The organism is Niallia circulans (assembly GCF_003726095.1).
GTDB classification, from domain to species: Bacteria; Bacillota; Bacilli; order Bacillales; family Cytobacillaceae; genus Niallia; species Niallia circulans_A.
Map to the genome: position 1 here is coordinate 3,361,432 of NZ_CP026031.1, position 15,634 is coordinate 3,377,065.

The window sequence follows — 15,634 nt, forward strand, 5'->3', positions numbered from 1 at the left end:
TCCTAACTGATTGATTGTTTCTTTGTCCAGTGAACGTCTGAAATGATATAAGATTTTACTACATTGATTTTCGTTGCCTTTTCCCAAATTTGCTGTTTGTGCGCTATTTTTTCCTCTATAAACTGTTTGAATTCTGTACGAAACCGTTCCGGAGAGAAATTCAAAGCATGCTCTCGACAGTGGACTGGATTGAATGGTAATCGTTCGAATTGCTCCACAGCCCTTCTTATCGCTTCTGGAGTTTGGTCATAGAAGAAATACCCCGTTGGATGAAGCGATTCATTGTATCCTTTGACCGTTTCTAAGGACCCCCCTTTTCCATAAGCAATGACTGGCGTACCACAAGCCTGTGCTTCTAGAGGGGTTATGCCAAAGTCTTCTTCCGCTGCAAAGATAAAACCTTTTGCTCGCTGCATATGGTCTTTTAACACTTGAAAGGATTGATAGCCCATCAAGTGAACATTTGAACCTGCTTTCGCCTTAATTTTTTTAAAATCCGGACCGTCGCCAATTACGATTAATTTCTTATCTGGCATCAGAGAAAATGCTTCAACTATTGTATCTATTTTCTTGTAAGGAACCATCCTGGAAGCAGTAAGGTAGAAATCCTCTTTGTCTGGATAAAAGCTAAATTTAGAGATATCCACGGGCGGATATACTGTTTGGGATTCTCTTTTATAAACCTTCCAGATTCTTCTTCCGATAAAATCAGAATTAGACATAAAAAAATCTACACCATTTGCTGTTCGATAATCCCAATTACGAATTTGGTGCAGTAGAAATCTAGTTAAATATCCTTTTATTCCTTTATCCATCCCTGCTTCTTTTAAATATTGGTGCTGAAGATCCCAAGCATAGCGAATAGGAGAATGAACATAAGAAATATGCAGCTGATCTGGTCCAGTTATGACCCCTTTTGCTACAGCATAGGAGCTAGAGATAATGAGATCATATTTAGATAAATCTAATTGTTCAATGGCTAATGGCATTAAGGGAAGATACGAACGGTACTTCCTTTTCGAAAAAGGAAGCTTTTGAATAAAAGTCGTGTTCACTTTCTTATGTTGAATAAAATGCCGATCTTTCTCATCTAAGTAATCGACTGTACTGTAAAGGTCTGCATCTGGATAAATCTTGAGTATCTCCTCTAGTACTTTTTCTGCCCCATTATAAACTACCAGCCAATCATGGATAATTGCTGTTTTCATAGGAATGCCTCCTTTTTATCATGCCTTCTTTCTCTTATGCAGCCAGTGTTCAGAAGTTGCCTCTTTTTCACTTGCTAAAGCTTTTTCTATTCTCCATTCATTGATTTTGGTATCAATAAACGCTTTAAATTCTTTTTGAAAACGTTCATTCGAAAAATATAAGGAGTGATTTCGGCAATTAATCGAATCTATCTGGATATGCTCAAACTTTTGGACAGCTGCCGCAATTGCTTCCACATTTTGTTCATAAAAAAAGAGCCCTGTTGGACTGGTAGATTCATTGTATCCTCTAACTGTCTCCCGAGACCCGCCTTTCCCGTATGCAATAACAGGTGTTCCACATGCTTGCGCTTCTAATGGAGCAATGCCAAAATCCTCTTCCGCAGCAAAAATAAAGCCTTTCGCACGCTGCATAAAGTCCTTTAATACTTCAAAAGGCTGGTACCCCATCAACATAACATTTGGTCCAGCTTTTGCTTTAATTTTCTTAAAGTCTGGACCATCTCCTATGACAACTAGTTTCTTGTCTGGCAATAAAGAAAAAGATTCTACAATGGTATCTATCTTTTTGTACGGTACCATCCGTGAGGCAGTTAAATAAAAATCTTCTTTCTCATCTCTTAACGTGAACGCAGATACATCTACTGGAGGATATACTGTCTTGGCTTCCCTCCGATACGTCTTCCAAATTCTCCGCCCAATAAAGTCAGATACGCACATAAAAAAATCCACACCATTTGCTGTTCGATAATCCCAGTTTCGAACATAGTGCAGAATGAACCTTGTTATCCAGCTTTTTATTCCCTTTTCAAGACCCGATTCCCTTAAATATTGATGCTGCAAATCCCAGGCATAGCGTATTGGTGAATATACGTAAGAAATATGGAGCTGATCCGGACCTGTTATCACTCCCTTTGCAACTGCATGAGAACTGGAGATGATTAAATCGTATTTAGAAAGATCCAATTGCTCGATTGCTAACGGCATAAGAGGAAGATAATTTCGATACTTCTTCTTCGAAAAAGGAAGCTTTTGTATAAAGGTTGTTTTCACCTGTTTATTTTGAATAAAATGTCGATCTTTGGCTTCTAGATGTTCGACCGTACTGTATAGATCTGCATCTGGGAAGAGTTTAAGTAATTCCTCCAGCACTTTTTCCGCCCCGCTGTAGACTACTAACCAGTCGTGGATGATGGCTGTTTTCAATGTTTAACACCTCCATTTATCTTTTAGTTGTTAAGTGCATCTAACAAAGGTTGAAATTCCAATTTGAAGTTATAAATATCACTTTTGTCTAAATCTATCTCTTTCATCTCTTTAATCGCTCTTCTAATAGTATCCATATCAGTTGGATCCAATAATTTTATATATTCTATTCCCTTTAGCCACTGATTGTAAGTACCCTCTATTTTGTGATTACTATTTTGGAAAACTATACACGGAGTTTTGGTTATTGCACAAAAAATCATTCCATGTAATCGATCGGTAATAACTATTTTGGATTTCTTAAAAGCATGAAATATCTTCTCTAATTCTTCTTTTCCTTTACTCATCGTTATTTCGCCATCGCCTAAATGTGTATCATAATACACTAGTGGTTCCACTTCGCCTTCTAATAAAGTTATGAGGGTTCTTTTAAAAGACTCTTCTAGGTTAATTTCCATGTCATTCCTTAAGCAAACTAGAATATGCTCTCTACTTAAAATTGGCTCAGCCTCGTTTCGTGATAAAACAATATCAGGAACAAGGTAAACTTTATTATAAGGAAACAGTCGTTTCATTATTTCATATGAAATAGGTTCTCTAGCTAATAGATGTAGGTTTCTATGTCTCGAATAAACTTCTTGCGTTTTTAGAAGTGCTTTTCTTCCTGATTCTGTTTCGGAAAAGTCGATTGTTTGAGGAAATGATATTATTTTATTTTTAGGGAAATACCTTATGATGGTTCTTCTATACTCTTCGTACGACTTGTATAAATCTCCCATATTTCCCCCACCTATAATGGTAATTATATCTTTTTCGCTGCACTTTTTTTTCATTTCTTTCATGGCACTATATGTTTCACTAGCATAAACACTGATTATATTATAACTAGGATATATAGTCTGCAAATAAGCAATCTGGGTTTGAGTAATAGCAATATCTCCTAAATTTCCATAATCAGATGCAATAGTGACAAATATTTTTAAATCTTTTTTTCCATATGGAATCACAAATTTTGTAGCTGATTTATAATACTTATAATTTATCTTCCAGTTCAAAGGTATTCTCTCTTTCATTTTAACAATCATAGCTTACTCCTTTCTCTATCAAGGTTTTGAATATCAAAATGAAAATCATCGATTAATTTAAGTATCTTTGTATCCTTTTTTATATCAAATTTCCTTGCAAATAAGGAAGCGCTATTGACTATACTGTTATAATCTTTATCTATTAATATGGAGGGGCTGCTAGTCGTGTCTCTCCATATCATAAATCTTAAATTGTCATTTATAACTTTATCTTTATATGGTGAGTTCAACACTAATGTTTGAAAGATTATCTCATCAGGTATTTCAACATGATGAAAAAATTTTTCAAAACGAGGGTATTCACGCAAGTACTCTAGAATAAATTGAACTGCTTCATTTGTTAGACACCACCATTGGGATCCTCCATATAGCTGAAAATCATTAGGAAACCTTCTTGCAGGTAGCTTTTTTCTAACAATACTCCATGTTTTGGAAACTGCCTTATTTAAAAACGAAGGATTTCCTTTCTTTCTCTGCAATCTCCTAAAGAACCAATACTTTGTTCTGGCATAACCACCTTCATACCAATTAATCTCGGAAAACTTAGTGTATTCTATAAAAGATTTCTCCCTATTCTTCTCTAAGAAATTTAATATGTCTTCGATTGGATATATTGGATAATCTTGACCACTTAGTAGTATATAATGATCATATTTGATATTTGCGGTTGCAGCATTTCTCAATCCCTCCAAAGTTGCTCTTACTAAACTAAAATCTCCCCAATAACATTTATAATTTTTAATGAAATACACATTTTTTTTATTTTCTAGTTTCTCTTTAAGCTTCAATATAAATGTCTTTCCCGCCCTAGAATCAATATGTATATAAAGATCAGTATGAGGAGAGTCTAACTTATTTACTAACCTAATTATCTGGTCTGGATTCTGATGAACCAAAAGGATAAAAGCTATTCTTATCATTTAGACACTTCCCTTTCCATTTTGCTATTAATTCTTCCTCGTTTCCACACTCCCTTTCTTACAATACTAAATGCAGCCATTATCATTGCCTTGAAATCTGCTAAGCTAGGTATTAAATATACCAGCTTCAATTGATGGATATGTTTATTATATTCTACTAAATATAGGATAAGTTTTAGTATAGATGATAAAACAGCAATAACACTGGCGCCTATTACTCCCCAATGTTTTACTGTAAATGATAGAGTGATAAAGATAAAAATGGTGGATATTATTTCAGTCGTTGTATTTATAAAGGTTTTTCCATAACCATTTATTGAATTTCTAATAATCATTGATTGTCCTCTTACAAATGTATAAATAATTAATATTTCAGCAGGTATAATAGATGGAATATATTCTTTCCCATAAACGATTGGTATCAATAAAGGAAGTAGCAATGCGAAAGGTAGAGCTGTTATAGAGTTTGCAATAAAGCTATTTGTCCATATTCGCAAAGTTCTTTGATGTGTAAGATCTGCAGATAATCCAGCTAACCTTGGAAAACTCACTCTTTGCAATGCTGTAGATATTGTGGACAAAGGCTTGACTGAGCTTTCCGAAGCTGAATAAAAGCCAAGTGCAGCTGGTGGCAGCATCGCTGACAATACTAATTGAGTAGCATTGGCTGAAGTTGCCCCCGCAACAGTTCCTCCTTGAGCTTTCATTCCATACCATAAAGTTTTCATCAATTCCCAGTGGAAATCCCCTGAAAAATAGTTATTTTTGTACCCTATGAAAAATGTAGCGATTGCAATAATAGTATTAGAGCCAAGTAATATATATAAAGCACTTGAAACTTCAAGTAACCCCATATAATAAATGATTATAAGAAAGGTAGTAGAAATAGTTGGATTTATTATCCTCATCATATTCGCAAATAAAAATTTTTCCTCAGCCGCTAGTGCTCCCAAAATAACCTCACTTATAATGCCTGGTATAATCCCTATTAGAAATAAACGTGCCGCTATTAAAACTTCACTATCTAAACTCGGCATTACATAAGGAATAATTATAAATTCACCTACTAGTGTGGCAACTAATCCTAGAAAAAGACTGGTCACAGCCAAAGTTTTCAATAAATTTTCTCTGTTATCTTTCATTTTGTGCCAATAATAAATAACTGTTTGATATATATTTAAATGAAAGTACCACATTAATAGATTGCCCCAAATTGTTATCGCTAAATATTCTCCTCTCCCCGCTGGTCCTAAAACTCTTGCAATTATAATCCCTGAAATTAGAGTAATGATAATTAATATAAATTCACTTTGAAATGTCTGAATAAAGTTCGATAAGAACCTATTTTTAGATTTCATTCTCTTTTTCCTTTTCCTTGTAAAATGCAATTTCACTTTCTAAGTTTCTTATATACTCTATTGCTCTCTTCATAATATTAGAAGTTGAGGAAAACGCCTTTATATTGTTTTTCTTAACTTGATAGCCCAACATGTGAACATAACAAAAACCTAAATAAAATAACGCTTTTGCTATACTTCTTTCAAGCTTATAATACTTTTTAAATGTTACATAAATTCTAGAAGCTTCTTTATATGGCAGATAATAATCTCTATTAATTGCAGAGGGATAATGATTATTTATAGCATCTTTACATAGATATATTTTATAATTTAGCGCAAGTGCCCTAGCTGCTATATCAACTTCATCATATCCATAAACTAACTGTTGATCGAATTGAATTTTTTTAAACATCTGTAAAGGGAAGATAGTACTATTGATAATGATTGTGTTTAATGGCTCCTTTTTTTTATACGCTTTAGTCTGAAACCCTAAAAAATCAATTTTGTTCGGATACACTTCAGAACCATTATTTATTTCTATTCCAGTCATAATTGCCCTTTTGCGTTTTGCGGGCTCTATCTTCATTAATCCATTTATGATTTTTTCTAGAAAATCATATGACATGATAACATCATCATCCATAAACATAACCCGCGATCCTGATACAAGCTTTAATGCATTATTCCTATTAAAACAAAGTCCCTTCTGAGGTCCCTGTATATATTTAACTTTTGGAAATTCCTCGGTGACCATTTTTTCCGACTCATCATTTGTACTGTCGTCAGATATAATGATCTCAAAGTTTTTGTATGTAGATTGATATATAGAATGTATCGCACTCTTCAAATCATCTACTCTATTTCTAGTACAAATACAAATGGATATTAATTCCACCAAACCACCTTCAATCATTTATTAGAAACTAATTCTATAAACTCTTCTACTTTAGAAACCGTGTTTAAAACATTGAACTTTTGCTGATATGTCTCGTACCCTTTATTTGAAATAGATTGATATAGATCTTCATCTTTTATTAATCTGTGCAATTTGGAAGCCAATTCTTCAACATTTCCTGGTTGATATAAGATTCCAGTTACTCCATCTTCAATAATTTCCAACGGTCCTCCTATCCCAGCTGCGATTACTGGCTTTCTAGAAGCCATTCCTTCAATAATCACCCTGCCAAAAGGCTCTGCTCTAGTAGAAGCATGCACTAGGATATCGATATCTTTCAGTAATGCCAAAACGTTTTCTCTATGACCTAGAAACTGAATATAATTACAATCCTTTGCTAATTCTATTAAATGATTCTTGTACTGAAGTTCTTCTTCTTTCGCAAACAATACATCTCCAATTATCAAAAATTTGATCTCGGGGTACTTTGGGTGCAAAAGCTTTGCTGCCTTAATGAACACGTCTTGCCCTTTCCATCTAGCTATCTGACCAACAATAGCAACTTTAAATTCCCTCACGACTTCTAACCTCCTCTAATGGAAGGATTCCGTTATAGACAATTTTTGTCTTCTCTGTTTTTCCAAATTGACTGGATACAGACTTTGAAATACATATAATTTCGTCCGCAAACTTTGACAGCAAAACAAATAATTTCTTATTTATTCCACCATCAATAATATCCCTTACATGCCAAATAACTTTTTTAAATGCCAGCTTCCCAACAACAAGTCCAATAAAATGGGCTTTCATTGAGTTAGAATAGACAATCTTTGCCTCATTCTTATACATGAAAGAAAAAAGTCTAACCATTGGGACAAATAAAGAGAATATGGACAAGAACCTTAAGGTACTTTTTTCATCTCTGTTATACTTCAATACTTTCTCGGAAAATGGAATGACAGCAACCTCCACACCAGAAATTTCCGATACTCTTTCCACAAGTGGACCGTCTTCAAAGCATACTAATGTGGGCTGGAATCTTTCTTTGTTGATATAGGTCAATATATCAATTAAACTTCTTTCTCCCCCTCCAATTATTGCCGTGTGTACTAGGAACAGTACTTTAATCTTTCCAACTTGCTTCACTGGCTCCCCTCCTTTTCGCCATTTTTATACATAAAAAAGAAGCAGTTCTTGACTACTTCAAAGTTAATTTTCTATAAATTTGCTAATTTAGGAAAAAGAGAAGGATAGCTGTTTAGTTCTTTCCTTATTCTCTGTACATCCGCATCCACCATTACTTTTACCATCTGCTCTAACTCTGTCTTCGCTCTCCAATTTAACTTTCTTCTCGCTTTCGATGAATCTCCCAAGAGAACATCTACTTCTGCTGGACGGTAGTATTGAGGATCTATCACTACATAGTCTTGATAATTTAAATCAAGATAGCTAAAGGCGATTTCACAAAGTCTGCGTACAGTTGTTGTTCTTCCAGAAGATATAACGTAATCATCTCCTGATTCTTGTTGCAGCATTAGCCACATTGCTTCTACATAATCTGCTGCATAGCCCCAATCTCTTTTGGCTTCTATATTGCCCAGCCTCAATTCCTTTTGTATCCCCATCTTTATTCTTGCCGCAGCATCTGTGATTTTTCTGCTGACAAATTCAATTCCCCTCAATGGCGACTCATGATTGAAAAGAATGCCACAAGAAGTATGCATTTTATAGCTTTCTCGATAATTAATTGTCATCCAGTGTGCGTATAATTTAGCCGCTCCATAAGGGCTCCTAGGGTGAAATGGTGTTTTTTCTGTTTGAATCTCCTCCTGCACTAATCCAAACATTTCACTTGTTGATGCTTGATAGAATTTTATCCCTGGATTCGTTAACCTTATAGCCTCCAGAATATTCACTGTTCCTATACCTGTGATATTGCCTGTTAATACTGGCTGTTCCCAAGAGGTCCCAACAAAGCTTTGCGCTGCTAAATTATATACTTCATCAGGTTTGGCTAACTGTAATGCTCTTATCAAAGAAGACAGGTCTGTCATATCTCCGTCAACTAATACCACTTCTTCCTTAATTTGCAGATACTCTAGTCTCCATAATGTATCTGTACTCCTTCTGGCCAGTAACCCAAACACTTTATATCCTTTATTTAATAGCAATTGTGCTAAATAAGCTCCATCTTGACCAGTTATCCCAGTAATCAGTGCAGATTTCAATGATCTCGCCATCCTTCCTTTATCCCTCTAGGTTGTCTAAGAGCTTCACTCTACTCGACCATAAACAATTGCTATTAACCCACTTATATCCATTTATCCCTATTTCCTTTATTAGCCGCTTATCTTGCTGTAACCTCTGAATCGTGTTTACTACCTCTTGAATATCTGTAGCATTTACTAGGTAGCCAGTCGTTCCATTCACTACTGCATCTGGCACTCCTCCGTTGTTTCCTCCTATAACTGGCAATTTATGCATGCCCGCTTCTAAAAAGACGATCCCGTAGCCTTCTACATCTCCTTGCTCTTTCAATTCCCTATTCAACATAATAAATAAATCCGCTGCCTCATATAATGCTTCCAATTCGTTCTGATCTATGGCCCCTGTAAAAATTACAAACTTCTCTAATTGTAATTTCTTTATCTGTGCTTCTAACTTTTCACGTTCTGGCCCCTTGCCACAAATAATATATCTAATATTCGGATTATCTTGCACAAGCTCCTTTAATGCTTCTAGTACTTTATCATGGCCTTTACGCTCTACTAGTCGACCAACTGTTAACAAAACAAATTTATCCTGGAGTTGGTACTTAGTTACTACTGCTTCTTTATGTAACTTTTTAGATTGAAGATTGGCATGGATTCCTGGATGAATGACCATTAACTTACTTTCATCGATACCTGATTGTATCAGCACATTTTTCGTATAATTGCTATTACATATTATTTTCGTGGCATGTTTTAAACTATAATTTAGTAACTTATACTTTAATGGATTGGTCTTAGACTCAAGAAAATCAAGTCCATGAATATAAGGATAAAATTTTACCTTTAACCATTTACTAGCGAACGGACCAACTAATCCAATCGGCATTATATTTCCGAAATGGAGTTCCTTTATATGATGGTTTCTTTTAATGGACCAAATAGAGAAAAATAAAACAAATAGCTGCACTACTTGTTTGACTATGGACACCTTGTTAGAAAATCCGATTCGATACGTTGGAAAGGACTGTTTGCCATCGAATTCTTTATAGACGTCCTCTCCTAATCTATTAGAAGTTAAAACCACTGTTTTCATAGGATCAAGATGAGAAACAAGCCCATATACATAGTTTTGAATTCCCCCCTTTTCTGGTGGAAAGTCTATAGATATAAATAATCTATTGGTCATCACTAACACTACCTTTATACTAGATTTTAAGTTTATTTTTACATAACCTTTTCAAAAGCGCTCACTAATCGAGCAGCAATCCCCTTATTTCCATATTTGGCTATAGAGAATTCTCTAATATCTAATGAATTACTTGTTTTCTGAGCTACTTTTAATATCTCCTTAGTAAGTTGTGCTATATTTCCTTCTTCAAATACGTTTTCCATCCCTAAGCTATCTAGTACAATAGGAATCTCTCCACTAGAACTTCCAATAGAAGGTACCCCGCATGCAGCGGCCTCAATTAAAACCCTGCCAAACTGCTCTCGCCAGTTAGGCATTGTAATAGAAGGCAGAACATGAATATCCATCCCATTAAACCATTTAGGCATTTCGGAATGAACAGCCTTATTTATAAAAATGACTCTTTCTTTCACACCCATTTCTATTGCTAATTTTTTCAACTCATCTATTAAAGGTCCTCTTCCTACAATTAACAAGTACATATTACTTATTTTTTTATAAATGGAACTATATGCTCTAATTAATAGATCAATACCTTTTTCCTTTACAAGACGGCCAGCAAATCCTATTACATAGGCATTAGATGGTATATTCGCTTCCATTCTTGCCTCTTCTCTTAAATCTGCAGAAATATGAAAGTGGTCTTCATCTACTCCTAGAGGAACTTGGCAAATCTGATTTTTAAATCCTTTTTCTTTTAATACTGATGTAACATCTTCACTAATGCTTACTGCAAGAGAGGAGTTTTTATAAACATACCTTTCCATCTTTCGAAATAAGAAGGGATAGTCTTTTTTTATATTTTGTGCCGAATAAAATCCAATTGCTTTGGTGTATTTTAAAGCACTTTTTAAAATTTGAAAACAACTAATTGAATAGGGTTCTTCCGCAACATAGACAACATCTGGCTTATTACTTTGAAAAAATTGTTTTAAACTTTTTTTATAGAAATGGAGTGGAATACTTTTATTAAAATATATTGGGATTTGTAGAATTCTTCCACTAAATGCCGGCCATCTTTTAACTGAAATTGGCTTATCAGTAAGCCCTGGAGCAATAAAATTACTAGGTACTATTAAATCAACTTTATGTCCCATTTTCTCCATTTCCGCATATATTTGCTGGTTGATATCTGTAACACAAGCATGACTAATGACTACTATATGCATGAACTTCACCTCGATAACTACTATATTGTTTATGAATCCACCCTACTAACAGCCATGTTAGTATTGAGGTTGTATAGAATCCTCCATTTACCCAATTTCCAATTCCCCCTGCCAAAATTCCTAATACCATGATGTATTCTATTTTCCTTTGCCTACTTATTAGTTTGATAAGTTTATACATTGTCATAATAACTACTAAAATGTATATAACTCCTCCAATACCTAATGCTACTATCATATTAGAAAGGTCCATTTCTGTTGACATAGCATCCTTTCCCCCTGATTTATCAGCAGCTTTTGTTACAGATGCAATGCCGTGCCCAATGGGATTAGTGGCGATTGTTTTCATTCCTTCAACAATCCTTTCAATGTGACCTAAACCAGTTTGTTCTTCTGATAACGGGTCAACCAAACCTTCTATCATATGTTGTACTGCTGGTTCAGCAACGCCAAACCATGATGGATTTAAACGAGGTAAAAGGGACCAAATAGAGAATAGGACCATAATTGATATTAATCCTGTTACTATTTTTTGAAGCAGCGTTTTCTTAGATACAATCAAAATCATTATTAAAGCTATAGCCATAAAAAAAATAACTGTTCTAGAACTGGCAAAAAAGATGGATAGCAGAGTTATAAGAACTACTGGTAGATGAATCAGGCAGTTTTTCTTTAATATCAACTTTGTAAATCCAATCATAAAAGTAATCATTGTAAAATAAACAAATTCCTGTGCACTCGGAAATGTGCCAATTGCTCTTACTGTATCTTCTGCTAGATACAAAGCAGCATACCCCGTCAGATCCACCCACATTTGTTCAAATGGAAGAATTCCAAAGAATGTCTGGTAGATGCCATAAAGTGCAATCAGTGTACCGATTACTTCTACAATATTTAAAATCCTGACTATATCCTTTTGCTTAATTTTGTAGAATGCAATGAAATACCATAACCAAGGAACAATTATATATATCGCGGCTACGAAACCTGATATCGGACTCCCAGAGTATGGATTAAACATTTGTACACAACCAAAAATAAAAAGAGCAACCATTAATTTATCCGGCTTCTCTTCTCCTAGGTTCTGTTGACTTTTCAATTCCCAAAATAAAGAAAGAGCTAAAATAATCGTTATGCTTGGTCCAAGTATTAGTAAAGGATCAAATGAGCTCCAGCTTGCAATAGGAATTAGCGCCCTTCGAATTAAGCCCATGAAAGCTAAGTAGACAATTAAAAAGAAAATGATACGTTCTCTAACGATTGCTAACATGGCTAATGTAATGATAAAGAGACTAGCAAATATAAGTACTCTTATATTTCCAGGACTTATTGAAAGTCTGCCAACAACAAGAAGAGCTAAGAATAGAATCCCTAACTCCATTAATCTTCTTCTATAAAGAAAAGTAGTCAATATTCAGCCCTCACTTTTAAGACACATCAATTAAATTCTCATATTGCTTTTGAAATAACTTATACGTATCATCCCAAGTGATATTTAGCGATCGTTGTCTAACTTGGAATGACATCTTGTCTCTTAATTCTGGATTTAATGCTAATTTTTCCATTGCTTCTAAAACCGATTCCTTATTTCTGTCAACGGTATACCCTGTAATGTTATCTTCGGCAATTATATTAGCAATACCAACAGAAGTCATAATGACTGGTAAACCACATGCCCCTGCTTCCAATGATGCAATGCTAAACGTTTCATATAAGCTAGGGAGAACATATATATCTGACAATCTATATAAATCGGCTGGATTCTCTTTGAAGCCGTGAAAAATAATATGATCGGTTACCTCCTTAGAAAAATCTTTCAATATTGCTGATTTGTCCCCTTTTCCTACTACTAATACTTTTGCCTTTAGTTCTGCATTCCTCGATAATAATTCTTGAAAAGCCTCTAATAGAATTCTTAGACCTTTCCTTGACCAATCCCCACCAACAAAAACGAATACTAAAGCCTCTGTAGGAATTCCTAATTTTTTCTTATAATGCTTTTTCTCTTCAATAGATGCTGGTCTAAAAGCTGAAACATCAACCCCGTTATAAATAATACTTATATCATCTTCTTTATAAAGAAAATGCTTTAAAACTTCTTTTTTAACATGTTCAGAAACGACTACTAGATGCGGAATACGGTCTGGCTGATAACAAACCCCTTCCATCCATAAAGCAAAATTGCCTTGTAGCCAAGAATTTATTTTATGAGCAAATGATTTTGTATGTTTGAGACGATCATTTAGTCCAAGAGTTCTATATGCCCGATGGCAAAAATGAATAGTAGACATATCTACTCGGTTAAAAACTATTGCACCTGTTGTATGAACTAAATCATATTTTTTAATAAACAAAACAAGACTTGCTATAACCGCAAAAAGTACACTTTTTAGAAAAACAGGTCTCTGTGGAACTGGAATTTTTATGAATTTAACTTCGCTAAATTCCCCACTTAATTCAGAAGCAATAACAGTGATCTCATATTCATTACTTAGTCGCCTAATCATCTCTGAGAGATGAATTTCCATTCCACCTCTATTGTTTATGTTATGGGCAACAATCGCTAGTTTCTTTTTCATCTAGCTTAACTCCTTACTATGGTTTTTAATTTTTTTTGAACTCCTAATCGAGTATGAATATTTACGGAGAATTTTTGGAAGTTGGATTTTGGATTTTTCTTTAAAAGTCGAATAAGTTGTAATATTCCCGGTCTGTCAGATGTACCAATCATTATAGACCATCCTATGTATAATAATTTTCGGATCGGATTTGACATATATTCAGATAAGATCAAAGTTTCATTAAATACCCCTTGTAAATACGCTTCCTTATTAAATTCCCCTCTCTGATCGAGATCAAATCGCGGAGCTGGATAATGATCCACTGCTGCTTCCGGGTCATATACCAGCCTCCATCCCCGCTTTCTTACACTTAAACTAAATGCCATATCATTATGTATTTGTGCTCCCTGCCCTAATAATCTTTCATCAAAAGATAATCCAGCAATTGCCTTACGGCGAAAGCTCATGTTTGCTCCTTTTAAAACATCTACATCACGAGCTTCTCCATACCCTAGATGGTGATTTCCAATGACACGACCAAACCATTGTACTTTTCCAACAGGATCTTTCCTTTCCACTTCTTTGTGGTTGCCGTGAACTACCCAGTCACGCCCACCGACCCCGCCAATTTGCTCAGAACTTTTAAATATATCGATTATCTTTTGAAGCCAGTGAGTATGCGGCACTGTATCATCATCTAATATACAAATGAATTCTCCTGCAGCCTGCTGCAGCCCTTCGTTTAATGCGGCAACTTGACCTGGTCGAGTTACGATTGCTTGTTTAATAGAAATAATAGATTGATAGTCTTTTAGAAAGCTTGCAGTTTGGTTATCTGTATCACGAACTACCACTATTACTTCATCAGGTTTATGAAGTTGTCTGCATAATCCCTCTAAACATCTTTTTAAATCATTTGTCCGCTTATAGGTCGGGATAATTACCGACGTTTCCATTTCTTCATCCCTCCACTCAAAACGCATCCTTTGATCCAAATAGGACAAAAAAGGTTTTAATGATTAACTTAAAATCAATAAATAGGTTTCTTTCTCTTATATATTTAAGATCAAGCTCTACCCATTCACTAAAACTAAGACTGCTTCTTCCACCAACTTGCCAATAGCAGGTGATGCCTGGAACTACCTTTAATCTTTGTCTTTCATATGATGAATAGGCAGCAACTTCTTGGGGAAGGGAAGGCCTTGGTCCTACTAAACTCATTTCTCCTTTTAAAACATTTATTAACTGTGGAAGTTCATCGATACTAGTCTTGCGGATAAATTTGCCGATTCTTGTTACTCTTGGATCGTCCTTTATTTTAAACACAGGACCAGTAGCCTCATTTTTATCCATTAACGAGGCTTTAAGGTCTTCTGCATTGGATACCATAGAACGGAACTTATACATCTCAAAGGGTTTTCCGTCTTTTCCAATTCTCGTCTGTTTAAAAAAGACTGATCCCTGTTTGTCCTCGAGCTTTATTAATAACCCAATAATGAAAAATAATACCGAAAGTATAAGCAGCCCTATGATGGCACAGAGAATGTCGAAGACCCTTTTGAAAAGAAGATAAGCTTTCTGCTCTTTGATCAGCACTACTTCTGTCCTTACATTTAATTCTCTTACTAATGATTTTTCTCCTAACGACAACTACTTTCACCAGCTTTCTTGTTAACTGCTAATTAATATGTTCTAGTTACAATAAATATTATTTATCTAGTAACAATGATAATAATATTTATTTCTCTTTAAAAAAACTTAACGAAGAAAACGAACTTGTTTCCTTCGTTAAAATTTCTTAAATAAGGCATTTAACCTCCCCTCACATCACACTTTTGCAGACTAGCG

The 15,634-nt window shown here is 34.7% G+C and carries 15 protein-coding genes; all 15 read right to left on the minus strand.

The genetic code is table 11. The features are described from left to right. Positions 1-2 precede the first annotated feature (2 nt). The 15 genes from C2I06_RS16110 to C2I06_RS16180 all read right to left on the minus strand — a co-directional run bounded on the left by C2I06_RS16110 (position 3) and on the right by C2I06_RS16180 (position 15,382). Positions 3-1,208, minus strand: coding sequence for a glycosyltransferase family 4 protein (locus C2I06_RS16110; protein WP_123258435.1), 1,206 nt, complete (start codon positions 1,206-1,208; stop codon positions 3-5). 18 nt (positions 1,209-1,226) lie between these two features. Then, positions 1,227-2,414: a glycosyltransferase family 4 protein gene (locus C2I06_RS16115; RefSeq protein WP_123258436.1), complete on the minus strand. Its 1,188-nt coding sequence runs from the start codon at positions 2,412-2,414 to the stop codon at positions 1,227-1,229. 23 nt (positions 2,415-2,437) lie between these two features. Continuing rightward, positions 2,438-3,499 carry a polysaccharide pyruvyl transferase family protein gene (locus C2I06_RS16120; RefSeq protein WP_123258437.1) on the minus strand — a complete coding sequence of 354 codons (1,062 nt, stop codon included), beginning with the start codon at positions 3,497-3,499 and terminating at the stop codon, positions 2,438-2,440. After that, on the minus strand, positions 3,496-4,419 hold the full coding sequence (locus C2I06_RS16125; RefSeq protein ID WP_123258438.1) for a beta-1,6-N-acetylglucosaminyltransferase: 924 nt from the start codon (positions 4,417-4,419) through the stop codon (positions 3,496-3,498). Before C2I06_RS16125 ends, C2I06_RS16120 begins: the two co-directional genes overlap by 4 nt. After that, positions 4,416-5,777, minus strand: coding sequence for a lipopolysaccharide biosynthesis protein (locus C2I06_RS16130; RefSeq protein WP_123258439.1), 1,362 nt, complete (start codon positions 5,775-5,777; stop codon positions 4,416-4,418). Before C2I06_RS16130 ends, C2I06_RS16125 begins: the two co-directional genes overlap by 4 nt. Then, positions 5,767-6,654: a glycosyltransferase family 2 protein gene (locus C2I06_RS16135; protein ID WP_164463724.1), complete on the minus strand. Its 888-nt coding sequence runs from the start codon at positions 6,652-6,654 to the stop codon at positions 5,767-5,769. The genes C2I06_RS16130 and C2I06_RS16135 overlap by 11 nt, the downstream gene beginning before the upstream one ends. A gap of 14 nt (positions 6,655-6,668) precedes the next feature. Further along, positions 6,669-7,232 (minus strand): glycosyltransferase, encoded by a 564-nt coding sequence (locus C2I06_RS16140; RefSeq protein ID WP_123258441.1) that lies wholly within the window; start codon positions 7,230-7,232, stop codon positions 6,669-6,671. Next, positions 7,219-7,800 (minus strand): glycosyltransferase, encoded by a 582-nt coding sequence (locus C2I06_RS16145; protein ID WP_095332634.1) that lies wholly within the window; start codon positions 7,798-7,800, stop codon positions 7,219-7,221. Before C2I06_RS16145 ends, C2I06_RS16140 begins: the two co-directional genes overlap by 14 nt. Positions 7,801-7,871: 71 nt before the next feature. Next, the gene (gmd, locus tag C2I06_RS16150; RefSeq protein WP_144547089.1) at positions 7,872-8,882 is read right to left on the minus strand and encodes a GDP-mannose 4,6-dehydratase; all 1,011 of its coding nucleotides are present in this window, start codon (positions 8,880-8,882) and stop codon (positions 7,872-7,874) included. Between the two features lie 19 nt (positions 8,883-8,901). Beyond that, a complete protein-coding gene (locus C2I06_RS16155; protein ID WP_123258442.1) occupies positions 8,902-10,053 on the minus strand; it encodes a glycosyltransferase family 4 protein in 1,152 nt (383 codons plus the stop codon). A gap of 38 nt (positions 10,054-10,091) precedes the next feature. Next, positions 10,092-11,225, minus strand: coding sequence for a glycosyltransferase (locus C2I06_RS16160; protein ID WP_123258443.1), 1,134 nt, complete (start codon positions 11,223-11,225; stop codon positions 10,092-10,094). After that, a complete protein-coding gene (locus C2I06_RS16165) occupies positions 11,206-12,636 on the minus strand; it encodes a hypothetical protein (RefSeq protein ID WP_141231361.1) in 1,431 nt (476 codons plus the stop codon). The genes C2I06_RS16160 and C2I06_RS16165 overlap by 20 nt, the downstream gene beginning before the upstream one ends. 16 nt (positions 12,637-12,652) lie before the next feature. After that, positions 12,653-13,804, minus strand: a complete 1,152-nt coding sequence (locus tag C2I06_RS16170; protein WP_095332624.1) for a glycosyltransferase family 4 protein — start codon at positions 13,802-13,804, stop codon at positions 12,653-12,655. 5 nt (positions 13,805-13,809) lie between these two features. After that, positions 13,810-14,742 (minus strand): glycosyltransferase family 2 protein, encoded by a 933-nt coding sequence (locus tag C2I06_RS16175; protein WP_123258444.1) that lies wholly within the window; start codon positions 14,740-14,742, stop codon positions 13,810-13,812. Positions 14,743-14,758: 16 nt separating this feature from the next. Then, positions 14,759-15,382 (minus strand): sugar transferase, encoded by a 624-nt coding sequence (locus C2I06_RS16180; RefSeq protein ID WP_235850330.1) that lies wholly within the window; start codon positions 15,380-15,382, stop codon positions 14,759-14,761. Between the last annotated feature and the right edge of the window lie 252 nt (positions 15,383-15,634).

Excerpts from the sequence above, each read along its gene's own strand:
- C2I06_RS16110 (WP_123258435.1), bottom strand. The coding sequence starts at position 1,208 with ATGAAAACAGCAATTATCCATGATTGGCTGGTAGTTTATAATGGGGCA.
- C2I06_RS16120 (WP_123258437.1), bottom strand. The coding sequence starts at position 3,499 with ATGATTGTTAAAATGAAAGAGAGAATACCTTTGAACTGGAAGATAAAT.
- C2I06_RS16125 (WP_123258438.1), bottom strand. The coding sequence starts at position 4,419 with ATGATAAGAATAGCTTTTATCCTTTTGGTTCATCAGAATCCAGACCAG.
- C2I06_RS16130 (WP_123258439.1), bottom strand. The coding sequence starts at position 5,777 with ATGAAATCTAAAAATAGGTTCTTATCGAACTTTATTCAGACATTTCAA.
- C2I06_RS16155 (WP_123258442.1), bottom strand. The coding sequence starts at position 10,053 with ATGACCAATAGATTATTTATATCTATAGACTTTCCACCAGAAAAGGGG.
- C2I06_RS16160 (WP_123258443.1), bottom strand. The coding sequence starts at position 11,225 with ATGCATATAGTAGTCATTAGTCATGCTTGTGTTACAGATATCAACCAG.
- C2I06_RS16170 (WP_095332624.1), bottom strand. The coding sequence starts at position 13,804 with ATGAAAAAGAAACTAGCGATTGTTGCCCATAACATAAACAATAGAGGT.
- C2I06_RS16175 (WP_123258444.1), bottom strand. The coding sequence starts at position 14,742 with ATGGAAACGTCGGTAATTATCCCGACCTATAAGCGGACAAATGATTTA.